Source organism: Neorhizobium sp. T25_27 (assembly GCF_002968565.1).
GTDB lineage: Bacteria > Pseudomonadota > Alphaproteobacteria > Rhizobiales > Rhizobiaceae > Neorhizobium > Neorhizobium tomejilense.
Genome location: NZ_PVBJ01000012.1, coordinates 143,618 through 166,257 on the forward strand (window position 1 = coordinate 143,618; position 22,640 = coordinate 166,257).

Consider the following 22,640-nt stretch of genomic DNA (forward strand, 5'->3'; position numbering starts at 1 on the left):
TTGATGCATAGGACGGTTGACCTCAGGCCGTTGGCTCTCTAGTTTTAACGCCGTACCCACGAATGTACCCAAACCGACTTTTGGCGATGCACGAATCAATGGGTTACGCGACGTTTGGCGGGCGGTCCCACCCTCTCCGCCATGACGATCCTGGGGCTGCCAGCGTTACAGTCGCTTAAGCAGCTCCGTCTTTTTCGCCGTGAATTCGTCGTCTGAGAGTATTCCTTTCGAATGCAGACCAGCAAGTCGTTCAATCTTGCTGATGATATCGTCTGGATCGACGCCAATCGGCGAGGAGCGAATATCTGGGGTCAGAACCGCTATCGATGGAATATCGACGCTCGGGTTCTGGCCTGACGGTGTTTCCTGTTCTTCGGTCGGCGCCGGCCTGTTGTCAGCGGACGATACGATTTCCAGTTCCGATACGCGCACGAGACCGTGCTGTGAGGTGAAGGTCAACGACTGGTCGCCGCTCTGCTGTTGCGAAAAACCGCCGATGTTATGGTCTTTTGTGTCGTAGACCGTGATCTGCCCGTTTACATCGATGGCCAGGCGGCGGCTTGCCGGGAAGAAGGCATAGCGAAGGTTATTCTGCGCGCCCGTCGATGAGGGCTGGCCGAGATGTTGAGGCCACGAACTGCTATGCGAACTCGACTGGTAAAAGAAGCTGTTTCCGTCTCCCTGGCTCTGAGATTGATAGGGCCGATCCACCTTCGGGCCGGAGAGCTCCCCAGACCGGATATAAGCGGCGATCTCCGAGCAAAGCACATCGACACGGTGCTTCAACCCATTGTTGAACATGTCACCGATCATGATCATGCCGCCGCTTGACCATTGCCCCATGCCGCCAAGCTCGACGTGGTTGAACTGTGCCTGACTGGCATGCCCGGCGATCAAGGCCATCGCAAGATGCTCGACCACACCAGGGCTGAACCCGTGCCGCTGGGACAGGCTTTCGATAATACTCTGTTCCTGGATATCTCTCATCACAAGCTGCACTCGATTGGCCGGGCTTCATCTATTACATTTGCTTGGCCTTGAGGATACCCATGGAGATCGCATCGCGACTATCCAAAACCGTCGGAGCATTGGCAAGCGCAGGTGCGGTGGCGTTGCGTCGACCCGTCACGATACCAAGTTCCGAAGCCATGCTTAGAGCTTGCGTCCTGGTCATTTCCCGAACTCGGCTTTCGTGAGCAAGCGCTGGATATTGCCGCGCTTCATGAGCTTCTCGCGGCGGTGGAAGTCGGCGACCGAGCCGGAACTCTCTCCGTCTGGTGGTTGACGGAATGTTGATCTGGTGAAATTTTCCGCGCGTATTACAGCTATCGGAGAATGCACCGGGCGAGGAACCTTTTGCGGGTGCCGGCATTCATCTTTTTCGGCCGGAAGACGAGGCGGGATATGCGATCAGTGAGGATGACCGAAGAGCTGTGGCAGCACCTGCTTTCGCTTCGCGAAGGATCCTTGCGCCCGATGGCGCTCTCCGCCGATGTCGATGGTTCCGGTCTTTCGCTCTACAGGCCGATCGCGATCCGCGGCGAGGCTCTGGTTCTGGCCCAGGTCGGTCAGTCTCTGGATGGCCGCGTCGCAACGCCGACCGGCGATGCCCAGGATGTGTCGGGTTGCGACGGGATTGCCCATCTGCACCGGTGCCGGGCGCTGGTGGATGCGGTGATCGTCGGGGTCGGGACGGTCGTTGCCGACAATCCCAGTCTTTCGGTTCGTGCCGTCAGCGGCAAAAGCCCCGTACGCGCCGTGGTGGATTGCAATGGCCGCATGCCGGAGCGGGCCAAGATGCTGCATGACGGCGGCACGCCCGTGCTCGTTCTGCAGGCCGACGACATTCCGCACCGCAACGTCCGGCACACGATCATCCGGCTGCCGCGCCAGGCGGATGGGGGGCTCGCGCCGCGGGGTATTATCGAGGCGCTCGCCGAACGCGGCCTCACCACCGTGCTCGTCGAAGGAGGCGCAACCACCATTTCCCGCTTTGTCGATGCCCAGATGATCGACCGGCTGCATATCTCGGTCGCGCCGATCATCATCGGTTCGGGTCCCGCCGGCATCCGCCTTTCGCCGATCGACCGCTTGTCGGAAGCCCGCCGCCCGGAGGTTCAGGTCTACAATATCGGCACGGATATCGTATTCGACTGCAATTTTCGCATTGAAGCGCGGCAGGTGACCCTCTCAGCGGATTGCGAGGATGTCCTGATGCCCGACCTGGCATAGGCTGCCTTCGCGGTCGACCATTTTCCGCCGGAAATCGGCCCAGTCGCGGATTTCGCTCTCGTCGAGCTGCCCGTATTCATAAACCGCGCGCACCACGCCGTCGAGGAACAGACGCTGCAGTTCGCAATGGTCTGCAGCCATCGTCCATGGGCTTTCGGCGGTCCTCACCGTATAGCCGCTCTCCCTGAGGCAATCGGCCAGCGTCTCCCACGCCCGCGGCCCCAGCGACAATCCGAAACCCTTGTCGCTCAACTGATGGGCGTTGAAGCTCGCAAGCACGGCCTCGTCCAGCGGATGCAGCTTCGACCAACACATCCGGCCGTCATAGTTGAGCGTCGCGTAGAGACTGACGCCCCTCTGCGCGACATGGGCGACGAAACGGCGAATGAACTGCTCCGAACAGAGATCGAAGAGCGCAGACGCGGTCACGAGGCTGACTTCGGCGAGCGGCAGCGCTTCGACCTCGTTGAGATCACCCTCGATGAGGTCGACAGCATCGCCATGCAAGCGGCGGGCTTCGTCCAGCAGCCGGCGGTCTTGGTCGAAAAGCCGAAAGTGAGCCGGCTTTCGAAGCCTGGGGGAGAGCGCGCGGAAGGTCGAGCCGGTGCCGCAGCCGATATCGAGGATGGTTGGGGCCGAGGCGCTTTCGAGGGATTGTACAGCCGCTGCCAGCAGGTCCGCGTCCCGTGCGATAACATCCACGGGCTCGCGCAGCGCCAGCCAGTCCCTGTCAAAGCCGCTCATGGAACCGTTTCCAGAAAACCGGAGATGGTGACGGCAGTGTCCCGCCAGGAGGGAAGCCCGGCACCGGCGATCGCTGCGGCGTCGGCCATGGAAATGCGGGTTTCGGGCTCCTCCAGCAGCCGTCGCAGAGCGGCAGCGAAAGCGTCCGGGTCGTCCGGCGGCACGAGAAAGCCGGCGCTTTTGGGCACGACGTCCGGCACGGCCCCCGCCACGCAGCCGACGATCGGCAGCCCTTGCGCAAGCGCCTCGGCAAACACCATGCCGTAACCTTCATAACGGCTCGCCAGCGCAAAGATGTCGGCCTTGGCGAATTCGGAGCGGGTGTCGTCGATTTGGCCGGCGAGTTCGATGCGGTTGCCGAGCCCGGATTGGGCGACCTGGCGTTCGAGCTCTGCTGCGATGCCGGGATCGAGGACCTTGCTGCCGACGATGCGGCAGGTCCATTGCAGATCGCGCAGCTTTTCGAGCGACGAAATCAGTATGTCGTGGCCTTTGCGGTGGGTCAGCGTGCCGACGCTGAGGATCAGAGGCGGATCGCCGCCACCGACGGCCAGCGGCGCCGGATTCATGCCCGGAATGGCGACCGTGATCTTTTCCGCGGGAATGGCGTAATTGGCGGCGAGTTCGGCGGCGGTGGCATGCGATGTGACGATAACGCCGCGGGTGTGCGCCAGAGCCGCCTTCTCCCGGGCGGCCGCGATTTCCTGTTGCTTGCTGTCGAGCCCCGTCTCCAGTGCCAGCGGGTGATGCACGAGCGCCATGATCTTCAGGCGTTTCGCTTCGCGCCCGGCCCATTCATCCATCACGCCGAAGGCTAGCCCGTCGATCAGCACGAGACTATCGTCAGCGAGCTCGGAGAGCATCCGCCCCGCTTCGCCGAGCTGTCCTGCGTCCGGGTTCGGAAAGCCGTCGCCGAGGGAGATCAGTTCGACATTCCAGCCGAGATCGCGCAGGGCCGCGACGACACGGCGATCGTAGCCGTAACCGCCCGTGCGGGTTTCCAGCTCGCCCGGATAGGCGAAGACGAGATCGCGGCTCACAGCTCGGCCTCGAACCAGCCGCGGGCGGTGTGCGATTCGTGCAGCATGACCCGCAGTTTGCGGATGCGGCTACCACCCTCACCGAGCCGGCCGTTCCGGATGGCATCGGCGATGCGGTCGAATATGTGCTTGGCGAGGAATTCCGTCGTCGTCACCTTGCCGGCGAAAATCTCCAGCGTGTCGAGGTTCTGGTAGTTGAGCGGCGCCAGCACGTCCTTCAACACGTCGGTTGCAAGCTCGATATCCACCGCAAGGCCGTTCTCGTCCAGATCACTGGTGAAGAAGGCGGCGTCGACCACGAAGGTTGCTCCGTGCATGCCTTGGGCGGGGCCGAAAACCGGGCGGTCAAGACTATGCGCGATCATGATGTGATCGCGGACTTCGACGGCGAACATGCGGGATTTCCTTCAATACTTGATGCGATGACAGAGCGTGGCGGCCGAACCGATAATCCCGGCATAATCGGCAGCGATGGTTTCGAACGGTGTTTCGCCCGAAATCAGGTGGTCGAGCCGGTCGTCGGCGAGAAGCTGGAGTGCCTTGCCCATGCGGCGCCTGGTGTCCCAGCGGGCGCGTCGCCCCGGCGGCAGGGAGGCCACCTGCGAGCTGACGATGGAAAGCCGCTTGGCATGGAAAGCGCCGCCGAGAGGGATCTCAACGTGCTTTTCGCCATACCAGCTGGCCTCGACGATGCGCGCCTCGATACCGGCGTGATCGAGTGCCGTCGCCAGGGCGTCGGCCGAGGCGGAGGCGTTGATCAGCACGTCGCAATCATGGGGCAGATGACCGGCAGATGAAAAACGCAGGCCGAGAGCCTCGGCAGGTCCGGCGCGCTCCGGCTCGATATCGGAAATCACCACCTCCGTGCCGATGATCCGTGAGGCAAGGTAGGCGACCAGGAGCCCGATCACGCCGGCCCCGAACACCGCTACCCGGTCGCCTGGCTGAACGTCTGCATCCCAGGTGACGTTGAGTGCGGTCTCCATATTGGCGGCCAGCACGGCACGCTGTGGGGACAAGCCGTCGACCAGCGGGTGGGCGGCGGAAACGGGCATGCGAAAACGGTCCTGATGGGGATGCAGGCAGAAGACCGTTTTGCCGACGAGATGCTCAGGCCCTTCTTCGACCACGCCGACGGCGGCATAACCGTATTTCACCGGGAAGGGGAATTGGCCGGCCTGGTGCGGGGCACGCATGCGCTCGTATTCGCTTTCCGGCACCTGTCCGGCAAAAACGAGCGATTCGGTACCCCGGCTGATGCCGCTATAGAGCGTGCGGACGACAATCTCGTCCTCGCAGGCCGCCGGCAGCTCCTCCTGCCGAAGCGCGCAACGGCCCGTCTCCTCGATCCAGAGGGCTCGTCCCTCCTTCTGCACCGCCGCACGCGGGGCTGTCTCACGCCTTGTCACGCCTTGCACCTTTCACGCCATAACAATCCAGACCTAGAGGCTTCGACGATGACGGCAAGGGAGCCGTCCGGCGAGAGGGCGATATGGCCATCACGTTTATTTGACGGCGGTTTCGAGGATCCGGCCTTTGCTGCCTACCGTATTCTTCTCCATGTAGTGCCTGTGAGGAGAGCGTCATGAATATTTCATATCATCCCTTGGACGAGGAAGGCACGTCCAATGGCTGACTGGATGAATGCCGGGCCGCTGGATCGCCAGGCGGCACGCAGGGCTCACCGGTTGCTCTCCCTCGATGCCTATGCGGTCACCATGACCGTCGCAGCCGCGCTGGTTGCGGCCATGCATTTCCTCGGCGACTGGCTCGGCATCGATACGGCCGCGGCCTGCTGCGCCTTCATCATCTATGCGGCGATTTCCGCCGTCGCGCTCGGCAATCTGCGCGCGCATGGGCATGGGCGTTTTGGCGCGGCCAATATCGTCACGACAATCCGTGCCGCGCTTACGTCGGTTTTAGGCGGGATGGTTTTGGCGTCGCCGCAATTCGGCGTAGGCTTCGAGCAGGGCGCCTTGTGGATGCTCGGCTTCATAGTCGCTTTCGCGCTTGTCCTGGATGGTGTCGACGGCTTCGTCGCACGGCAGGCGGGCACGTCTTCCCGGTTCGGCGCGCGATTCGACATGGAGATCGACGCGCTGCTGATCCTCTTCCTGTCGCTCGCGGCCGTGTTGCTCGGCAAGGCGGGACTTTGGGTCCTGCTGATCGGCCTGATGCGCTATGCTTATGTCGGGGCGCAGACGGTCTTTCCGGCGCTGAGGGGCGAACTGCCGCATTCGATGCGCCGCAAGGCGATCTGCGTCGTTCAGGGCGTGGCGCTCTGTCTGATGTTGTTTCCGGTCGTTACCTCGCCGGTCTCCACCCTGCTTGCGGCTGCGGCCCTCGCCTCGCTCACCTATTCCTTCGCCGTCGATGTGATCTTCCTGGTGAATGCGAGCAGGAGCCATCATGTCGCGGCCTGATTTTTCCGCTTCCCTGGGCCTGACGCGCTCGCTGCTGATCTATTACGGCCAGCCCTGGCGGCGTTTTTCGCTGAAGCGGTTTTATGCGGGCCTCGTCCGCAAAGGCGATCTCGTATTCGATATCGGTGCGCATGCCGGCAGCCGCAGCCGGACGCTTCTGTCGCTCGGCGCCAGGATCGTCGCGCTGGAGCCGCAGCCGCTGTTTGCCGATTTCATTGCCAGATCCTTCGCCGGCGAAGAATTGACGCTGCTGCGCAAGGCGGTCGGCAAGGAGCCCGGCAGCGTCGATCTGCATATTTCCAGCCGCCATCCGACCGTGACCAGCATATCCTCGTACTGGATCTCGAAAGTCGAGAAGACCTCCGGTTTTCGCAACGTCACCTGGGATAGGATCGAGCGGGTGGAGATGACGACGCTCGATGCGCTGATCGAAGAATACGGATTGCCGGCCTTCTGCAAGATCGACGTGGAGGGTGCCGAGGCGGATATCATCGCCGGCCTGCATCATCAGATCCCGCTGATTGCCTTCGAATACATCCCGGCGACGATGGAAATCGCCGAGGAGGCGATCAGCCATCTGCGCAAACTCGGTCCCTATCGCTTCAACCGGGTCGAGGGCGAGCGGCATCGCTTCGTCCATGACGAATGGACAACCGCCGATGCGATGCTGGCCGAGATTGCCGGCCTTGCCGATCGGGTGTCCTCCGGCGATATCTACGCTCGGCTGGAGGTTTGACTGTTCAGCGGCTCCGTCTGCTGAACAGCGCCACCAAGATGAACACCAGGCCGGGTGCTGCGCCGACAAGCGCCAGAATGCCGTAGAGGATGCTGGCGGCGACACCGTCGGACGCGGCATAACCGAAGAGCGGCCAGAGGGCTGCTGCTGCAACCTCCCTGGCGCCCCAGCCGGCAATGGTGGCGGGGATCAGCATCATCAGCAGACAGAGCGGAATCGCGGTGACAGCCGCGAGTGCCGGTAAGGGTGCCCCTACAGCTGCCGAGGCGAGCATGAACATCGCGATATAGCTTGCGACGATGACGAGGCTGAACAGCGTCTGCGCGATCCAGGCCCGGTTCCGCAGGAAGACCTGCGCCAGCGCTGTCTTCAGCGCTGCAAGCAGAGGCTGAACGCGGCGCGGGGGCAGGCGGAGCAGCAGCAGGAACACGATGGCGAGGCCGGCGGCAAAAAGCGCGAAACCGGAGAGAAGATGGCGCAGGTTTTCGGGGATCGCTGCCCCGCCCAGAAGCGGCCAGAGCATGACGCCGAAGGTCGCGATGACGAAAAATACCCCCTGCCCGGCGACCCGCTCGAACAGCACAGCCTGCGCCGGCACCTTCCATCCACCATCACCGTTAGCCCGGTTGCGAACGGCGCGAACGGCATCGCCTGCCACTCCGCCCGGCAGAAGCTGGTTGAGCAGCGTTCCGAGATAATAGTCGCCTATCGCCTTCCCGATACCCAGGTGCTGGCCAAGCCGGGCCGCCGTGAACCGCCAGCGGAGCGCCGAGAGTACGATCTGCACCTGCACGAGGATGAGGCCGGCGCTTATATAGGTCGGATCGGCCGATGCCAGGCTTGCGGCAATCCGTTGCGGATCGAAGCGCAGGATCACGGCAATGAGAAGTGCGAAGGCCGCAGATAAGCCTATAAGCTTCAGAAAACGCATGGGCCGAAGGTTTTGCAGGAACAGCGCATGAACGAATTTCGGCCTTTTCGCCAGAGTGACGCCGCCAGAATAGGGCATATCGCGCAGCGCAAGGCAAATGGATCGGCATTTCTGAGGATCACGATTGCGCTGGCGATCGTTGCGGCCATCCTCGCCGTTCCTTCCCATTTCACCGATGTTTCCGAGCTCAGATTTCCGCTGGAGGTGGCGGGGGTTACGTTGCTGGCTTCGGTGCTGGCCGGTCCAGCCTTTCCCTTTTTGCGGTGGGCCGTCACCTTGCTGCTGGCAGCGATGCTGTTCCTGAAACTCGCGGACATCGGCACCGGCACCGCTTTCCAGCGGCCGTTCAATCCCTATCTCGACCTCAAGATCCTCACCGACGGCTGGAACCTCCTGAGCGGGGCGGTCGGCGTCACCGAGGCGGTGGGGATCATCTGCGCGGGCCTTCTGGCCTGGCTGATTGTCGCGGCCGTCCTTTATTGGTCGCTCGGCGGTTTCCGGGCACTTTCGCGCGGAGCCCGGCGTGTGTCCGCTCGCGTCAGCGGCGCAGCCCTGTTGATCGGGTTGGCGGCGCTGGTGGCTCAGGACCCCGATCGCCGCAGCCTCGGCGTCGAGGCGCATGCCGCCTCCTATTTCGTCAACCGCGTCACCATGGTGACGCGGTCGATTGCCGATCTCGCCCGCTTCGAGGAGGAACTGAAGCAGGATCCGGTTTCCGCCGGGCCGCATTTCTCGGCGCTTGCCGGCACGGACGTCGTGCTGATCTTCATCGAATCCTATGGCCGCAGCGCGATCGAGGATTCGCGTTATGCGGCGCGCGTCGGCAGCCGGCTGACCTCGGTGGAGAAGGAGATCGAAGCGGTTGGCCTGCAGGCACGCAGCGGCTGGCTGACCTCGCCGACCGTCGGCGGCATCAGCTGGCTCGCGCATGGCACGCTGCTCTCCGGTCTCTGGGTCGACAATCAGGGACGCTACGACCGGATGATCACCAGCGAGCGGACGAGCCTCAACAACCTCTTCCGTTCCTCCGGCTGGCGCACCACGGCGGTCATGCCGGCGATCACGCTCGACTGGCCGGAAGCGGGTTATTTCGGTTACGACAGCATCCATGCCGCCGCGGGGCTCGGGTATCGTGGAAAACCCTTCAACTGGGTGACGATGCCGGATCAGTTCACGCTCGAGGCGTTCGAGAGGCTGGAGCGTCCGGTGGGACACAAGCCGGTCATGGCGGAAATGGCGCTGATCTCCAGCCACGCTCCCTGGACGCCGCTCCCGTCGCTGATCCCCTGGGATAAGGTGGGCGACGGTGCCGTCTTCAATGCGCAGGCGGAAAGCGGCGACCCGCCCTCAGTCGTCTGGGCCGATCCCAACCGCGTCCGGGCGCAATACCTCACCTCGATCGACTACACGCTCGAGACGCTCGGCTCCTACATGGCGCGTTACGGCAAGAACACGCTGTTCATCCTGCTCGGCGATCACCAGCCGGCGTCTATCGTTACCGGCGAAGGGGCCTTGCGCGACGTGCCGATGCATATCGTCAGCGGCAACCCGGACCTCTTGAAACGCCTCGACGGCTGGAACTGGCAGAAGGGCATGATCCCGCTGCCGTCCACGCCGGTCTATCGCATGGACGAATTCCGCCGGAAGCTGGTCGAGAGCTTCGATTGATCGACTGCGCCCGACCGAATTGTCTCATCAGGAATGGGTGCCGAGATAGCTTTCCATCAGCGCCGGATTGACCGCCATTTCGCTTGCCGGGCCGGAAAGGCGGACTTCGCCCAGTTCGACCAGGTAACCTTCGTCGGCGATTTCGAGCGCGGCGCGGGCATTCTGCTCGACGAGCAGGATAGAGACGCCGGTCTTTCGCAGTTCCGATACGATGTTGAGGATGTCGATGACGATCTTCGGCGCGAGGCCGAGGCTCGGTTCGTCGAGCAGCAGCAGTCGCGGCCGGCTCATCAGGGCGCGGGCGAGCGCCAGCATCTGCCGCTCGCCGCCGGAAAGCGTGCCGGCCAGCTGCTTGCGGCGTTCGGCCAGGCGCGGGAAACGCGCGTAGACGTCCTCGCGCGTCTCGGCGCGCTCAGCGGCGCTGCGCAGGAAGCCGCCGAGCTCGACATTGTCCTCGACCGACATGGTGGCGAACAGTTCGCGTTTTTCCGGCACCAGGCAGAGGCCGCCGGCAACGCGGCCTTCGACCGAGCGGGGCACGGGCGCGCCATCGTAGACGATCGTGCCGGAGGAGGGGACGATGCCCATGATGGCGTTGAGCAGCGTCGATTTACCGGCGCCGTTTGCGCCGATCACGGTGACGATGCTGCCGGGCTTCATGCTCATCGATATGCCGTGCAGCACCTCGGCTCGGCCGTAGGAGACGTGAAGGTCGGAGAGTTCGAGCAGGTTTCCGCTCATGCGACACCTCCCAGATAGGCGGCGACGACCGCCGGATGTTTGCGCACGTCCGCCGGCTTGCCTTCGGCGATCAAGGTACCGAAATCGAGCACCACGAGATGGTCGACGAGGCCCATGACAAAGCCCATGTCGTGTTCGACGAGGAGCACGCTGACGCCCTCCTCGCGCAGCTTCTTCAAGAGGTTGGCGAGTTCCTGTTTTTCGCCGTGACGCAGGCCCGCCGCGGGTTCGTCGAGCAGCAGCACGGCCGGGTCGGCGGAGAGGGCCCGGGCGATCTCCAGGATGCGGATCTGGCCGAGCGCCAGATCGCCGGCCGGCCGGTCGCGATAGGCGCCGAGCCCGACGCGTTCGAGCTGGAAGGCAGCTTCGGCCAGCAGCGTCGCCTCCTGCCTGCGCTCCAGCCGTAGAAAGCTCCTGAAGACACCGGCCGAGCCTCGCAGATGTGCGCCGAGCGCGACGTTTTCCAGCACCGACATGTCGGGCAGGATCTTTGCGTGCTGGAAGGTGCGGGCGATGCCGTGTTTGGCGACTTCGCGCGGGCTATCGCCGGTCATCGGCTGGCCTTCGTAGAAAACCGATCCGCTGGTCAATGAAGCAAGGCCGGTGATGAGGTTGAACGTCGTGCTCTTGCCGGCGCCGTTCGGCCCGATCAGGCCGACGACCTGGCCGGCGCGCACTTCGAAACTGACATCGTTGACCGCCACCAGGCCACCAAAGGCTTTTCGCGCCTTTTCCACCTTGATCAGCGACGAGCCGGCCGGCGCGAGCGTTCGCTTGGCAAGCCTGTCGTCGGAAGTCGGAAGAGACCGCGCGGGCCGCTTCGGCAGGAGCTTCAAGACGAATGGCCAGAGGCCGTCCCGGGCGAGCTGCAGGATCACCACCAGCAGGATGCCGAAAACGACCATTTCCAGATTGGCGGTCGTGCCGATCAGATCCGGCAGGAAACGCTGCAGCACGTCCTTCATGATCAGCACGATGCTGGCACCGAAGATTGCCCCCCAGACATGGCCGGAGCCGCCGACCACGGCCATCAGCAGATATTCTATGCCCATGCTGAGCCCGAACGGCGTCGGGTTCACCGAGCGCTGCATATGGGCGTAGAGCCAGCCGGAAAGGGCCGCGACCACGCCGGCGAACACGAAGACCGTGAGCTTGGCGCGGACGATGTTGACGCCGAAGGCTTCCGCCGCCTGGCCGCCGCCACGCAGTGCCCGGATGCCGCGGCCGATCCGCGAGTCGAGCAGGTTTTTTGCGCCGATCGCGACCGCAATCACGAAAAACCAGATGAGGTAGTAGATCGACCCGTCGCTCATGAAGCGATAGCCGGCGAATTCAATCGGCGGGATGCCGGAAATGCCGTCGTAACGGCCGAGAAGGTCGATCTTGCCGAACAGATAATAAAGCGCCAGGCCCCAGGCGATGGTGCCGAGCGGCAGGAAATGGCCGGAAAGGCGCACGGTGATGAGGCCGAGCGGCAGGGCGGTCGCCGCGCCGACGATCAGCGACAACGGCAGGGTCAGCCAGGGCGACAAGCCGTAGTTCGTGCTCAGCACGGCCGTCGTATAGGCGCCGAAACCGCAGAAGGCAGCCTGGCCGAACGAGGTGAGACCGCCAACGCCGGTCAACAGCACGAGGCCGATCGTCACCAGCGAGGCGAGGCCGATATTGTTGAGGATCGTCAGCCAGAAGGGCGGCACCGGCAGGAGGGGAATGATCGCCAGGAAAACGATGCCGGCGACGCCGGGAAGCAAACGCTCGATCTTCATCGCTCACTCCTCCTCGTGGAAGCCGCCGCTCAGCGACAGCCAGATCAGAACGGGAATGATGAGACCGAAGACGATGACCTCCTTGTAGCTGCTGGCGAAGAAGGAAGAGAAGGATTCGACCAGGCCGACGCCGATCGCGGCGATCGCGGTGATCGGGAAGCTCGCAAGCCCGCCGATGATCGCCGCCACGAAGCCCTTGAGGCCGATCAGGAAGCCGGTGTCGTAATAGATCGTGGTGATCGGGCCGATCAGTACCCCGGAAACGGCCCCGATAGCGGCCGCCAGCGTGAAGGCGGTAACGCCGGTCAGATGGGTGCGGACGCCGACCAGCCGTGCGCCGAGCCGGTTGACGGCGGTCGCACGCAGCGCCTTGCCGAGCAGCGTTCGCTCGAAGAACATGTAGAGGCCGACGATGATCGCGATCGTCGCACCGTAGATGCAGAGGCTCTGGGCGCTCACCATCAAGGCTCCGATCGTGTAGTTGTCGTCGGCGAGCGGCTCGGCGCGCAGGCCCTCGGCGCCGAAGAAGACGAGGCCAAGCCCCATCATGGCCAGATGCACGCCAACCGAGGCAATCAGCAGGACGAGCACGGATGCATCGGCAAGCGGCCTGTAGGCGATCCGATAGACGTAGACGCCCATGGGCGTGATGATCAGAATGGTGAGCAGGGCCTTTGCGACAGACGGAAGATCGAGCGGCGCAAGCACGATCGTGATGCCGTAGATCACGCCGGGGAGCACCAGGTTGAGCGCGAGGCTGCGCAGAAAGGTGCGCATATCGGTGCCGCGGCGCATGCTCCAGAGGTCGAACAGGAACGCAATCGCCCCGAAACAGACGAGAAGCGAGGTGGTGGCGGGCACCTTCCCGCCGTCGAGAAGAGCCAGCGTCAGCGCGCCATAGGCGACAAATTCGCCCTGGGGAATAAAGATCACCCGCGTGACCGAAAAGAGCAGGACCAGCGCCAGACCGAGGAGCGCATAGATCGCGCCATTGGTGACACCATCCTGGATCAGGAAGGTCGCAATCATCGCGTCCAAAGAATTTCCCCCGATAACAGAAAAGACGCTGCGAAAAGGCCCGGCGCGGACGCCGGGCCTCGTTTATTCGCCGGCTTACTTGGTGATCTCGAACTTGCCGTTCTTGGCTGTGAACAGCACGACGGCGCGGTCGTCGAGGCCGAGGTGATCGTCGGCCTTGAAGTTGAACACGCCCTGGCTTGCCGGGAACGGGCCGCCGGTTTCGATGGCGTCACGGAGAGCTGCGCGGAATTCCGGCGTGCCGGACTTTGCTTTTTTCAGCGCGACCGGGATGGCCTTCTTCAGGATGGCCATGGCATCGTTGATATGCGGGCCGAACTGGGTGCGGGTGCCGGGACCGAACTTCTTTTCGTAGGCCGTCACATAGGCCATGCCTTCGGCCTTGGTCTCGGCGGTGTCCGGCAGGGCTTCCGGCGCCATGGCCGGGCCGGAGGCGAAGATGGTGTTGTCGGCAGCCTTGCCGGCGATGCGCAGGAAGTCGAAGGTCACGGCGCCATGGGTCTGGTAGATCTTGCCGGCGAAGCCACGTTCGCGCAGGCCGATCTGCGGCAGCGCGGCACCCGTGCCGGAGGCGCCGACGAAGACGGCGTCCGGACGCGCGGCCACGAGTTTCAGCACCTGGCCGGAAACGGAGGTGTCGGGACGGGCATAACGCTCGTCGGCGACGACCTTCAGGCCGTACTGTTCGCCGATCGCCTTGAACTGGCCCATCCAAAGGTCGCCGTAGCTATCCGAGAAGCCGATATAACCGACCGTCTTGACGCCATCTGCCTTCATCTTGGCAAACAGGTTCCTGGCGATCAGACCGGCATCCTGCGGCATCACGAAGGTCCACTTGCCTTTGGAAATGGTCGGCGGAACCGGCGAGCAGGAGAGATGCGGCGTGCTGGTTTCGCCGGCAACACCGGCAACAGCGATCGAGGCGGGCGTCAGCGCGGAGCCGACGATGACATCGACCTTGTCGTCGTTGACGAAGCGGCGGGCATTGGTGGTAGCAACCGAGGGGTCGCCGGCATCATCGAGAACGATGACTTTCAGCTTTTCGCCGCCCACTTCGGCCGGCCACAATTCGACGGAGTTCTTCAGCGGAATGCCGAGCGCCGCACCCGGGCCGGTCGACGATATGGTCACGCCGATCGTGATGTCGGCCAGTGCAGAGCTTGCAAATAAGGACAAGGACAGGACGGCAACAGGCGCCATTCCAGCAAAAAACCGGTTCTTCATAGGATCCTCCCAGGACAAAAGCGGGCGATCTCCTCCCGCCCTGCCATTTGTTTACAGGGAGATTGTTTCTTTGTAAACAATTCTGATAATGGTTATGTAAAGCTTACGAAGGCCGGTTCGGATGCGGCCGAGGTCCGCAAGCCTTACTCGGCATCGTGCCCCAACAGCCGCGCCAAACCGGCTTTACCGTTCAATTCCACCATATCACGGGCCAACCTGGCGCGACGTTCGATCAGTTCGAGCATCTCCATGAATGCCGCGGTCTTTTCGGGTGGCAGATCGCCGAACATGTGTTTCTCGAGGGCATCGATGCCGGCCACCATCTTTTCGTAGACGGCCGTTCCTGCGGTCGTCAGCTGGATCTGGGCCCATCGCGCATCGCGTGCGTCGGCGCGGCGGTCGATCAGGTCGCGGTCTACCAGTTCGCGGATCGCGCGCGACACCATCGCCTTGTCGATCGTCGTAAGCTTGCCGATTTCCATCGGCGAGATCGATTGATAGGTGCCGACCGCCGACATGACCCGCCAGATGTTCAGCTTGAAACCGTTGGCCTCGCAAAGCAGGGTGACGAGCTTCATCATTTCCGCGTTACTGCGCGCGAGCCGGTAAGGCACGACCTTGGAGAGCTTTCGGGGGGACGTGGGCCGCTCTTCCGTCATCCGCTCAGGTCACCAGGGCCCGCTGTCTATATTCTGCGGCATCCCAGAGGCGATTGGTCATGATGTCTTCGAGGGTATCCACCGCTCCCAACACCTCGGCCTCGCCGATATAGAGCGGTGTGAAGCCGAAGCGAATGGCGTTCGGAGCGCGGAAATCGCCGATCACGCCGCGCGCGATCAGGGCCTGCATGATCGCATAGCCTTCCTCGTGCAGGAACGAAATCTGGCTGCCGCGCTTCGTCCCATCGCGGGGAGAACCGAGCTTCAGCATCGGGCAGCGCCTTTCGACTTCCGCGACGAACAGATCGCAGAGTTTTATCGATTGCCGCCGCAGGTCCGCCATGTCGACGCCGTCCCAGGCATCGAGCGCCGCGTCGAGCGCCGCAAGCCCGATGATCGGCGGCGTGCCGACCCGCATGCGGTCGATGCCGCCGCCCGGACGATAACCGAGATCGAAGGCGAAGGGCTGTTCGTGCCCCAGCCAGCCGGACAGCGCCGGTCGCACCTTGTCCGCATGACGCGGGGCGACATAGATGAAGGCCGGTGCGCCCGGCCCGCCGTTCAGGTACTTGTAGGTGCAGCCGACCGCGAAATCCGCGTCCGCACCGGAAAGATCGACAGGCAGGGCACCGGCCGTATGGGCAAGATCCCAGACGGTGATCGCGCCGACGGCATGCGCCTTTTCGGTCAGCGCCTTCATGTCGTGCAGCCGCCCGGTGCGGTAGTCCACCTCCGTCAGCATGACCACGGCGACGGTTTCGTCGATCGCGGCTTCGACCCCTTCCGGCTCGACGATCTTCAGCTCAAGACCTTTGCCGAGCGAGCCGATCAGGCCCTGCGCCATATAGAGATCCGACGGAAAATTGCCGCTGTCGGACAACACGACCTTGCGTTCCGGCACCAGTTCCAATGCCGAGGCGAGTGCCTGGTAGACCTTGATCGACAGGGTGTCGCCCATGACGACCGTGCCTTCCGCCGCTCCGATCAGCTTGGCCACCCGGTCGCCAATCCGCCGCGGCATCGCCATCCAGCCGGCCTTGTTCCAGCCCTTGATCAGCAGCTCGCCCCATTCGTCGGTCATCAGCCGGGCGACGCGTTCCCTGGCTGCAAGCGGCAGCGGTCCGAGCGAATTGCCGTCGAGATAGATCATGCCTTGCGGCAGATAGAAGAGCGAGCGGGTCTTTTCGAAATCCGTCACCGGAACACCTTGCTGTTCGAAACCAATCGTTCGAGGAGCTTAGCCTCGTAGCAGCGCAGACTAGAAGCTGGCGAGGGACGCGCAAGACGGATTTGCGCTGCGGGCGATTATTTTGGAGGCGATATCGGGTCTTGCGGGTCGTAGATCACCGTCTTAACCTCGGTCATGGAGTGACCCTTGGAGGGCTCATGAGCGGCATCACCGACCTTTCCACCTTGCTTGCGAGCCTTGAGCCGGTTCTTCTCGAAGACGAATTCGTCTATGCGACCGTGCCGCTCGAGAAAACGCACGATTATCTGGCGCTGAAGCCGATCGGACTGTTTTTCGAGAAGGAAGGTCTGACGTTGATCCTGCCGAAAGAAGCTGCCGAAAAGGCGGGGCTTGCCTCAAGCATGCCGCTTCGCTGCATCACCATGATGGTGCATTCTTCATTGGAAGCGGTCGGCATGACTGCAGCGATGGCGGCAGTTCTGACCAAAGAAGGCATCAGCGCGAATGTCGTCGCGGCCTATTACCACGACCATATCTTCGTGCGGGCGGCGGACGCCGAACGTGCGGTTGCGGCGCTTCGGGCGCTTTCAGCCGCTGCCGGCTAGCCGCGTGCAATCGCGTGGAAAAAGGCGCCGCTAACGCCGCCCCGCCGGCCGCCCGTCGGACCGATCGGTTTGCCGCCGCCGTCGGCGATCGTTGCAAACGGTTGGTCGGTTCCCGGTGAAACAACGCTGGCATAGTGGAATTCATGGCCGCGGATCGTATCGCCCTTGCCGCCGAGCGGGCTGTTCTCGGCGATCTCCGCCTGGCGGTAACCGAGGTTCATCCGGCGTTTGGCGAAGCTGGTACGGTGGGACAGGAGACCGGTCATGGCGTGCGTCACGCCGTCGGCATCCTCCAGCGTTTCGCCGAGCACCATGTAGCCGCCGCACTCGCCGTGAACGGGGTTTGTTTCCGCAAATCGCGCTAGGCCGGTCTTGAAATTCTCGGCCGCCGCAAGCCGTCCGGCATGTAGTTCGGGGTATCCACCCGGCAGCCAGCAGACGTCGCAGCCGACAGCCGGCGCTTCATCGGCCAGGGGCGAGAAGGGAACAACCTCCGCGCCGGCGGAGCGCCATTCGCGCATCAGATGCGGGTAGAGGAAGGTAAAGGCGGCGTCCTGCGCCAAAGCGATGCGCTGGCCCGGCGGCCGCAGTGATTTTTCCGTCGACCCGTTGGGAATATTGAAGGGCTTTGCGGCGGCGTAGATCGCATCGAGGTCGAGCGAAGCCTCCATGGCATCGGCCAGGCGCTCGATATGGGCGTCCATTTCCGGATGTTCGCTCGCCTGCACCAGGCCGAGATGCCGTTCGGGCAGAACCAGCGACGGATCACGCAGGACGGTGCCGACGACGGGAATTCCGGCCGCCTGGATGGCATCGCCGCAGAGTTTCTTGTGCCGCTCGCTGCCGGCCCGGTTGAGGACGCAGGCGGCGATTTTCACCGTTGGATCATAGTGGGCAAAGCCGTATGCGATCGCGCCAGCGGTCTGGGATTGGCCGGAAACGTCCAGCACCAGCAGCACGGGCAGGCGGAACAGCCGGGCGAGATCGGAGGCCGCGCCGGAACGGTTCTCTTCGCTGACGATGCCGTCGAAAAGGCCCATGGCGCTTTCGATCAGAAGCAGCTCGGCATCTTCCGCCTGTCCGCGCGCCAGGTGCCGCAGCAGGTCCGGCGCCATCGCCCAGCTGTCGAGGTTGAGGCCCGGCCGATGCGTCGCGGCCTCGTGAAAACCCGGATCGATATAATCCGGGCCTGTCTTGACGCCGCGCACCTTGACGCCGCGGCGGGCAAAGGCGCGCAGCAGGCCGATGGTGACGCTGGTCTTGCCGGAGCCGGAACGCGGCGCACCGATGATGAGCGCGCGGGCGGTCATGACTTGCCCCCCGACAGGACGGCCTGCATGGAGACGATCCGGCCGATGACGATCAGGGCGGGCGCGGCAAATTTCTGCCGCACCACTTCCGCCTCGACCGTTGCAAGCGTTGCAGTCAGCGAGCGTTCGTCCGGTGTCGTCGCCGCCATCAGCACCGCGACCGGCGTTTCCGGCGGCAACCCGCCTTCGATCAGCAGCCGGGCGATCGTGCCGATCGTGCTGACGCCCATATAAACGACGATCGGCTCGCCGGTTTTCGCCAGCGCCTTCCAGTCCAGGTCGCCGGGACTGCCGGCCGCATGGCCGGTCGCAAGGGTGATCGCGCGGCTCATCCCCCGCATCGTCGCGGGAATATTGGCGGAAGCGAGAGCCGCCAGCGCCGAGGTCATGCCCGGCAGGACGCGGAACGGGATGTTTTCCCGGGCAAGCGCCTCCGCTTCTTCGCCGCCGCGTCCGAACACGAAGGGATCGCCGCCCTTCAGCCGCAGCACGCGCCTGCCCTTGCGGGCGAGTTCGATCAGCAGGCCGGTGATGTCGTCCTGGGCGACGGAGGGTTTGCCGCCGCGCTTTCCGACGAAGACAAGCTCGGCGGTCGTCGCGAGCGACAGCACGCCGTCGGAGACCAGCGCGTCATGGACGATCACGTCCGCCTTGCGAAGCGCGTCGGCGACTTCCAGCGTCAGGTAACGCGGGTGGCCGGGGCCGGCGCCGGCGAGCCAGACATGGCCGGGCTCGAAAACGGGTGCTGCGACGATAGTTTCGATGCTTTCATTCATATGCGGACCTTTGACCGGTGACGCTCGGCCCCGGTCGGGCTATAGAAACGGCCATGGAAGTGGATGGCAAGAACCTTCGTCGTGGCTGGACCACGGGAACCTGTGCGGCGGCGGCGAGCAAGGCGGCTTGTCTTGCCCTCCTTTCCGGAAAATTTCCCGACCTGGTCGAGGTGACTTTGCCCGGCGGGCAGACGCCGTCCTTCGCGCTCGCCGTCGAAGAGACCGGCGAGGGATTTGCGAGAGCCGGGATCATCAAGGATGCCGGTGATGACCCGGACGTCACCCATGGGGCCTTGATCAATAGCACCGTGCGGCGCGGCGCGGCCGGCAGCGGCATCACCTTCAAGGCCGGCGAAGGCGTTGGCACCGTCACCCGCGCCGGCCTGCCGCTGCCCGTCGGTGAACCCGCCATCAATCCGGTGCCGCGCAAGATGATCACCCAGGCGATCGCCGAGGTCGCCGGCGGCGAGGCCGATTTCGAGGTCGAGATTTCCGTCGCCGATGGTGAAAAAATTGCCGAGAAGACGCTCAACGGCCGGCTCGGAATCCTGGGCGGCATCTCGATCCTCGGCACGACGGGGATCGTCATCCCCTTTTCCTGCTCGGCCTGGATTCATTCCATCTGGCGCGGCATCGATGTGGCGCGTGCCGCCGGGCTCGACCATGTGGCAGGCGCCACCGGCAACACGTCCGAAAAGGCGGTGCAGGCGCATCATGGTTTGCACGAGATCGCGCTGATCGACATGGGCGATTTCGTCGGCGGCATGCTGAAATATCTGCGCGATCATCCGGTGCCGAAAGTGACGATCGCCGGTGGCGTCGCCAAGATGACCAAGCTCGCGCAGGGCATGCTCGACGTGCATTCCAAGCGCGGGCTGGCCGATCTCGAGGCTCTGGCGAAACTCGCTAGTGAAGCCGGAGCGAGCGATGAGCTTGCAGCGCAGATAGCTGCCGCTAACACCGTATCCCAGGCGTTTGCGCTCGCGGGCGACAACGGACTGGCGTTGGGCGACCGGATTGCCGCGCTCGCCTGGAAGACGGCCGCCAAGGCGCTCAAACAGCCTGAGGTCGCGCTGGAAATCCTGGTCTTCGATCGCGAGGGCCGGTTGGTCGGCCGGACCGCGTTTACGGCGTCCGATCATTCGGAATCCTTGTCGCCGGCCTGAGGCCAGCCGGGACGGAAGCGGCGCACATAGTCCGCATTGTAGAGCTGGCTCTCGACAAAATCGGCAGCGCCCAGGCCTTTGCCCACGAAAATCAGCGCCGTGCGTTCGGCTGGCTCCGCCGCCAGCTTCGCCTCGATATCGGCAAGCGTGCCGCGGATGATCCGTTCTTCCGGCCAGGAGGCGCGAACCACGATTGCGACCGGGCAATCGGCGCCATAAAGCGGTGTCAGTTCCGCGACGATGCGGTCGAGCGCGTGGATGGCGAGGTGGATTGCCAGCGTCGCGCCGGTGGCGCCGAAGGCTGCCAGCGTCTCTCCATCCGGCATTTTCGAAGCGCGGCCGGACACGCGGGTGAGGATCAGGCTCTGCGCCACTTCCGGAATGGTCAGCTCCCGCCTCAGAGCCGCGGCGGCGGCAGCGAAGGAGGGCACGCCCGGCGTCAGCGTGTAGTCGATGCCGTGCTTCTCCAGCCGGCGGATCTGTTCGGCAACCGCGCTCCAGACGGAAAGATCGCCGGAATGCAGTCGCGCGACGTCCTTGCCGGCCTGATGTGCCGCTACGTATTCCGCTTCGATATCGTCCAGCGAGAACGAACCGGTGTCGACGATCCGCGCATTTTGCGGGCAATAGTCGAGCAGTTCCTTCGGCATGATCGAGCCGGCATAAAGGCAGACCGGCGAGCGGGCGAGAATATCGCGGCCCCGCACGGTGATGAGGTCGGCGGCGCCTGGTCCGGCGCCGATGAAATGCACGGTCATGAATGGTCCTTCGAGCGTGCCAGGGCGCAGGTGGCGCCATCGGCGATCAGCCGCGCGACAATCAGCTCGGAAGCCTCGCCGGCGGCGGCCAGTGCCGCGGCTTCGGAAAGGCTTGGCGTCGCTGTTTGCGCAAGACTGTGTTTCGAAACTGTTCTGGTGCGGGTTTCTGCCTGCTTCAGCGCCGCCTCGTCGACAATCTGCAGGGGCAGCCGCAGCCGCTCCGCAAGCTCGATCATCCCCGGCTCATGCCGCTTGATCTCGCCGGTTGCCAGAACGGAGACGGATTCACGTGAAATATTCGCCTTGGCGCAGGCGGTAGAAAGCGCCGAAAGCAGCGCTTCCGCGGACGTCCCCTTGCGGCAGCCGAGACCCGCGGCAATCATGGCTTCACTCCGGGTTTCGTCCAGCTCCATTGGGTGACCGGCATGGCAGGCTTCCAGCCCGACATGCTACCGATCGGCGCTGCACGCGAAACCTCCATGCGGATCAGTTCGCCGCCGAGTTTCGCATGCGCTGCCAGGAGGATCGCTTCCATTTCTAGCGTCACGGCATTGGCGACCAGCCGCCCGCCGGGCTTCAACGCCTCCAGGGCCTGATCGAAAACGCCGGGTTCGCTGCCGCCGCCGCCGATGAAGATCGCATCCGGCTGCGGCAGGCCGGCCAGAGCCGCCGGCGCCTCACCTTCGACGATGCGCAGGCCAGGCACGCCGAATGCCAAAGCATTCCGCCCGATCCGTGCTGACCGATTGGCGTTGGCTTCGATCGCAATGGCTTTGAGGGAAGGATCGGCCAGCATCCATTCGATGCCGATCGAACCCGATCCGGCGCCGATATCCCACAATAGTTCGCCGCGGTGCGGAGCCAGTGCCGAGAGCGTCAGCGCCCGGATTTCACGCTTGGTGATCTGCCCGTCATGTTCGAACAGCGTATCGTCCAACCCGACAGCGCGCGGAAGGATAAAGGCTCCAGCTTCGGCCTTCACGTCGATGGCGACGACATTCAGCACATCGATATCCGGTAGCGCAAACTCATCCGCCTGTTGTGAACGGAAACGTTCCGCCGCGCCGCCCAAAGATTCCAGAACAGTTATCCGAGAAGGCCCGAAACCGGTGCGAGACAAAAGCTCCGCCAGCGCCGCCGGACCGTTCTCGTCGGATGTCAGCGCGATGATCCGCCGACCCGGATGCAGCGAAGGCCGAATGAGTTCGAGCGGCCGACCATGCAATGACACCGTTTCGATGTCCTGCAGCGGCCAGCCAAGCCTTGAGGCGGCCAGCGAAAAGGCCGAGGGGGCAGGATAGGCGGTATATTCTTCAGGCGCGACATGGCGGGACAGCGTTGCGCCGACGCCGAAGAAGAAGGGGTCTCCGGAGGCCAGCACGCAGACCTTTTGGCCACGCAGCGCCACGACGTCGCGCATTGTTGCATCAAACGGTGTCGGCCATGGGCGGGCTTCGCCGGTGATCAGGGAGGCTGCCAGTTCGAGATGCCGCCTGCCGCCGAAAACGACGGAGGCTGAAGCGATTGCCGCGCGGGCATTGTCGCCGAGGCCCGGGACGCCGTCCTCGCCGATGCCGACGATGGACAGCCAGCGGCTTTGGTTTAAAGGTTTCCGAACTGATTCAGGAGGCATC

At 63.8% G+C, this 22,640-nt stretch carries 24 protein-coding genes; 6 read left to right on the forward strand and 18 right to left on the reverse strand.

Going from position 1 to position 22,640, the window contains the following annotated elements; translation table 11 throughout:
- Positions 1 to 165: 165 nt before the first annotated feature.
- Together C5J24_RS26690 and C5J24_RS32595 are read right to left on the reverse strand one after the other, a co-directional pair.
- Positions 166 to 987: an SHOCT domain-containing protein gene (locus C5J24_RS26690; RefSeq protein WP_105422223.1), complete on the reverse strand. Its 822-nt coding sequence runs from the start codon at positions 985 to 987 to the stop codon at positions 166 to 168.
- A gap of 34 nt (positions 988 to 1,021) precedes the next feature.
- Complete coding sequence (locus tag C5J24_RS32595; protein WP_256427533.1) at positions 1,022 to 1,150, reverse strand: hypothetical protein; 129 nt, start codon at positions 1,148 to 1,150, stop codon at positions 1,022 to 1,024.
- A gap of 254 nt (positions 1,151 to 1,404) precedes the next feature.
- Between C5J24_RS32595 and C5J24_RS26695 the strand changes: the two genes are divergently transcribed.
- Entirely contained in the window at positions 1,405 to 2,232 is an 828-nt protein-coding gene (locus tag C5J24_RS26695; protein WP_105422311.1) for a RibD family protein, read from the forward strand.
- Here C5J24_RS26695 and C5J24_RS26700 read toward each other — a convergent pair.
- Genes C5J24_RS26700 through C5J24_RS26715 form a run of 4 tightly spaced genes read right to left on the reverse strand, consistent with a single transcriptional unit; the run spans position 2,191 to position 5,425 of the window.
- The gene (locus tag C5J24_RS26700; protein WP_105422225.1) at positions 2,191 to 2,976 is read right to left on the reverse strand and encodes a class I SAM-dependent methyltransferase; all 786 of its coding nucleotides are present in this window, start codon (positions 2,974 to 2,976) and stop codon (positions 2,191 to 2,193) included. The two genes, C5J24_RS26695 and C5J24_RS26700, sit on opposite strands and share 42 nt — an antisense overlap.
- Positions 2,973 to 4,016: a glycosyltransferase family 4 protein gene (locus C5J24_RS26705; protein WP_105422227.1), complete on the reverse strand. Its 1,044-nt coding sequence runs from the start codon at positions 4,014 to 4,016 to the stop codon at positions 2,973 to 2,975. Before C5J24_RS26705 ends, C5J24_RS26700 begins: the two co-directional genes overlap by 4 nt.
- The gene (locus C5J24_RS26710) at positions 4,013 to 4,411 is read right to left on the reverse strand and encodes a 6-carboxytetrahydropterin synthase (protein WP_105422229.1); all 399 of its coding nucleotides are present in this window, start codon (positions 4,409 to 4,411) and stop codon (positions 4,013 to 4,015) included. The genes C5J24_RS26705 and C5J24_RS26710 overlap by 4 nt, the downstream gene beginning before the upstream one ends.
- A 12-nt stretch (positions 4,412 to 4,423) precedes the next feature.
- Positions 4,424 to 5,425 carry a zinc-binding alcohol dehydrogenase gene (locus C5J24_RS26715; RefSeq protein WP_245446797.1) on the reverse strand — a complete coding sequence of 334 codons (1,002 nt, stop codon included), beginning with the start codon at positions 5,423 to 5,425 and terminating at the stop codon, positions 4,424 to 4,426.
- A 219-nt stretch (positions 5,426 to 5,644) separates the two neighbouring features.
- On the opposite strand from C5J24_RS26715, the gene C5J24_RS26720 reads away from it, so the two are divergent.
- Together C5J24_RS26720 and C5J24_RS26725 are read left to right on the forward strand one after the other, a co-directional pair.
- Entirely contained in the window at positions 5,645 to 6,439 is a 795-nt protein-coding gene (locus tag C5J24_RS26720; RefSeq protein ID WP_105422233.1) for a CDP-alcohol phosphatidyltransferase family protein, read from the forward strand.
- Positions 6,426 to 7,175, forward strand: a complete 750-nt coding sequence (locus C5J24_RS26725) for an FkbM family methyltransferase (protein ID WP_105422235.1) — start codon at positions 6,426 to 6,428, stop codon at positions 7,173 to 7,175. Before C5J24_RS26720 ends, C5J24_RS26725 begins: the two co-directional genes overlap by 14 nt.
- Before the next feature lie 4 nt (positions 7,176 to 7,179).
- Here the strand turns inward: C5J24_RS26725 and C5J24_RS26730 are convergent, their stop codons facing one another.
- Positions 7,180 to 8,106, reverse strand: a complete 927-nt coding sequence (locus tag C5J24_RS26730; protein WP_105422237.1) for a lysylphosphatidylglycerol synthase transmembrane domain-containing protein — start codon at positions 8,104 to 8,106, stop codon at positions 7,180 to 7,182.
- Between the two features lie 27 nt (positions 8,107 to 8,133).
- Here C5J24_RS26730 and C5J24_RS26735 point away from each other — a divergent pair, with 27 nt between their 5' ends.
- A complete protein-coding gene (locus C5J24_RS26735) occupies positions 8,134 to 9,774 on the forward strand; it encodes a sulfatase-like hydrolase/transferase (RefSeq protein ID WP_105422239.1) in 1,641 nt (546 codons plus the stop codon).
- A gap of 27 nt (positions 9,775 to 9,801) precedes the next feature.
- On the opposite strand, the gene C5J24_RS26740 is transcribed toward C5J24_RS26735, so the two are convergent.
- The 6 genes from C5J24_RS26740 to kynU form a co-directional block, all read right to left on the reverse strand.
- Positions 9,802 to 10,515: an ABC transporter ATP-binding protein gene (locus C5J24_RS26740; RefSeq protein WP_105422241.1), complete on the reverse strand. Its 714-nt coding sequence runs from the start codon at positions 10,513 to 10,515 to the stop codon at positions 9,802 to 9,804.
- Complete coding sequence (locus C5J24_RS26745) at positions 10,512 to 12,281, reverse strand: ATP-binding cassette domain-containing protein (protein WP_105422243.1); 1,770 nt, start codon at positions 12,279 to 12,281, stop codon at positions 10,512 to 10,514. Before C5J24_RS26745 ends, C5J24_RS26740 begins: the two co-directional genes overlap by 4 nt.
- 3 nt (positions 12,282 to 12,284) lie before the next feature.
- Positions 12,285 to 13,319 (reverse strand): branched-chain amino acid ABC transporter permease, encoded by a 1,035-nt coding sequence (locus C5J24_RS26750; protein ID WP_105422245.1) that lies wholly within the window; start codon positions 13,317 to 13,319, stop codon positions 12,285 to 12,287.
- Positions 13,320 to 13,394: 75 nt separating this feature from the next.
- Positions 13,395 to 14,543, reverse strand: coding sequence for an ABC transporter substrate-binding protein (locus C5J24_RS26755; protein ID WP_105422247.1), 1,149 nt, complete (start codon positions 14,541 to 14,543; stop codon positions 13,395 to 13,397).
- Positions 14,544 to 14,686: 143 nt separating this feature from the next.
- Positions 14,687 to 15,202 carry a MarR family winged helix-turn-helix transcriptional regulator gene (locus C5J24_RS26760; protein ID WP_105422249.1) on the reverse strand — a complete coding sequence of 172 codons (516 nt, stop codon included), beginning with the start codon at positions 15,200 to 15,202 and terminating at the stop codon, positions 14,687 to 14,689.
- A gap of 4 nt (positions 15,203 to 15,206) precedes the next feature.
- A complete protein-coding gene (gene kynU, locus C5J24_RS26765; RefSeq protein ID WP_105422251.1) occupies positions 15,207 to 16,400 on the reverse strand; it encodes a kynureninase in 1,194 nt (397 codons plus the stop codon).
- A gap of 188 nt (positions 16,401 to 16,588) precedes the next feature.
- Between kynU and C5J24_RS26770 the strand changes: the two genes are divergently transcribed.
- Complete coding sequence (locus tag C5J24_RS26770) at positions 16,589 to 16,996, forward strand: ACT domain-containing protein (RefSeq protein WP_105422253.1); 408 nt, start codon at positions 16,589 to 16,591, stop codon at positions 16,994 to 16,996.
- On the opposite strand, the gene C5J24_RS26775 is transcribed toward C5J24_RS26770, so the two are convergent.
- Together C5J24_RS26775 and cobA are read right to left on the reverse strand one after the other, a co-directional pair.
- Positions 16,993 to 18,306 (reverse strand): cobyrinate a,c-diamide synthase, encoded by a 1,314-nt coding sequence (locus tag C5J24_RS26775; RefSeq protein WP_105422255.1) that lies wholly within the window; start codon positions 18,304 to 18,306, stop codon positions 16,993 to 16,995. The two genes, C5J24_RS26770 and C5J24_RS26775, sit on opposite strands and share 4 nt — an antisense overlap.
- Positions 18,303 to 19,082 carry a uroporphyrinogen-III C-methyltransferase gene (gene cobA, locus C5J24_RS26780; protein ID WP_105422257.1) on the reverse strand — a complete coding sequence of 260 codons (780 nt, stop codon included), beginning with the start codon at positions 19,080 to 19,082 and terminating at the stop codon, positions 18,303 to 18,305. Before cobA ends, C5J24_RS26775 begins: the two co-directional genes overlap by 4 nt.
- Before the next feature lie 53 nt (positions 19,083 to 19,135).
- Between cobA and C5J24_RS26785 the strand changes: the two genes are divergently transcribed.
- Positions 19,136 to 20,248, forward strand: a complete 1,113-nt coding sequence (locus tag C5J24_RS26785; protein WP_105422259.1) for a cobalt-precorrin-5B (C(1))-methyltransferase — start codon at positions 19,136 to 19,138, stop codon at positions 20,246 to 20,248.
- Here the strand turns inward: C5J24_RS26785 and cobM are convergent.
- From cobM to cbiE, 3 genes are read right to left on the reverse strand one after another with little or no spacing between them, the layout of a single operon-like run.
- Positions 20,221 to 21,006, reverse strand: a complete 786-nt coding sequence (cobM, locus tag C5J24_RS26790) for a precorrin-4 C(11)-methyltransferase (RefSeq protein WP_105422261.1) — start codon at positions 21,004 to 21,006, stop codon at positions 20,221 to 20,223. The genes C5J24_RS26785 and cobM overlap by 28 nt on opposite strands.
- On the reverse strand, positions 21,003 to 21,389 hold the full coding sequence (locus C5J24_RS26795; RefSeq protein ID WP_172724154.1) for a cobalamin biosynthesis protein: 387 nt from the start codon (positions 21,387 to 21,389) through the stop codon (positions 21,003 to 21,005). Before C5J24_RS26795 ends, cobM begins: the two co-directional genes overlap by 4 nt.
- Complete coding sequence (gene cbiE / locus C5J24_RS26800; RefSeq protein WP_105422265.1) at positions 21,386 to 22,639, reverse strand: precorrin-6y C5,15-methyltransferase (decarboxylating) subunit CbiE; 1,254 nt, start codon at positions 22,637 to 22,639, stop codon at positions 21,386 to 21,388. The genes C5J24_RS26795 and cbiE overlap by 4 nt, the downstream gene beginning before the upstream one ends.
- Position 22,640: the final 1 nt, after the last annotated feature.

Excerpts from the sequence above, each read along its gene's own strand:
- C5J24_RS26690 (WP_105422223.1), bottom strand. The coding sequence starts at position 987 with ATGAGAGATATCCAGGAACAGAGTATTATCGAAAGCCTGTCCCAGCGG.
- C5J24_RS32595 (WP_256427533.1), bottom strand. The coding sequence starts at position 1,150 with ATGGCTTCGGAACTTGGTATCGTGACGGGTCGACGCAACGCCACCGCA.
- C5J24_RS26695 (WP_105422311.1), top strand. The coding sequence starts at position 1,405 with ATGCGATCAGTGAGGATGACCGAAGAGCTGTGGCAGCACCTGCTTTCG.
- C5J24_RS26700 (WP_105422225.1), bottom strand. The coding sequence starts at position 2,976 with ATGAGCGGCTTTGACAGGGACTGGCTGGCGCTGCGCGAGCCCGTGGAT.
- C5J24_RS26710 (WP_105422229.1), bottom strand. The coding sequence starts at position 4,411 with ATGTTCGCCGTCGAAGTCCGCGATCACATCATGATCGCGCATAGTCTT.
- C5J24_RS26720 (WP_105422233.1), top strand. The coding sequence starts at position 5,645 with ATGGCTGACTGGATGAATGCCGGGCCGCTGGATCGCCAGGCGGCACGC.
- C5J24_RS26725 (WP_105422235.1), top strand. The coding sequence starts at position 6,426 with ATGTCGCGGCCTGATTTTTCCGCTTCCCTGGGCCTGACGCGCTCGCTG.
- C5J24_RS26730 (WP_105422237.1), bottom strand. The coding sequence starts at position 8,106 with ATGCGTTTTCTGAAGCTTATAGGCTTATCTGCGGCCTTCGCACTTCTC.
- C5J24_RS26735 (WP_105422239.1), top strand. The coding sequence starts at position 8,134 with ATGAACGAATTTCGGCCTTTTCGCCAGAGTGACGCCGCCAGAATAGGG.
- C5J24_RS26740 (WP_105422241.1), bottom strand. The coding sequence starts at position 10,515 with ATGAGCGGAAACCTGCTCGAACTCTCCGACCTTCACGTCTCCTACGGC.
- C5J24_RS26745 (WP_105422243.1), bottom strand. The coding sequence starts at position 12,281 with ATGAAGATCGAGCGTTTGCTTCCCGGCGTCGCCGGCATCGTTTTCCTG.
- C5J24_RS26755 (WP_105422247.1), bottom strand. The coding sequence starts at position 14,543 with ATGAAGAACCGGTTTTTTGCTGGAATGGCGCCTGTTGCCGTCCTGTCC.
- C5J24_RS26760 (WP_105422249.1), bottom strand. The coding sequence starts at position 15,202 with ATGACGGAAGAGCGGCCCACGTCCCCCCGAAAGCTCTCCAAGGTCGTG.
- C5J24_RS26770 (WP_105422253.1), top strand. The coding sequence starts at position 16,589 with ATGAGCGGCATCACCGACCTTTCCACCTTGCTTGCGAGCCTTGAGCCG.
- C5J24_RS26775 (WP_105422255.1), bottom strand. The coding sequence starts at position 18,306 with ATGACCGCCCGCGCGCTCATCATCGGTGCGCCGCGTTCCGGCTCCGGC.
- cobA (WP_105422257.1), bottom strand. The coding sequence starts at position 19,082 with ATGAATGAAAGCATCGAAACTATCGTCGCAGCACCCGTTTTCGAGCCC.
- C5J24_RS26785 (WP_105422259.1), top strand. The coding sequence starts at position 19,136 with ATGGAAGTGGATGGCAAGAACCTTCGTCGTGGCTGGACCACGGGAACC.
- cobM (WP_105422261.1), bottom strand. The coding sequence starts at position 21,006 with ATGACCGTGCATTTCATCGGCGCCGGACCAGGCGCCGCCGACCTCATC.
- C5J24_RS26795 (WP_172724154.1), bottom strand. The coding sequence starts at position 21,389 with ATGATTGCCGCGGGTCTCGGCTGCCGCAAGGGGACGTCCGCGGAAGCG.
- cbiE (WP_105422265.1), bottom strand. The coding sequence starts at position 22,639 with ATGCCTCCTGAATCAGTTCGGAAACCTTTAAACCAAAGCCGCTGGCTG.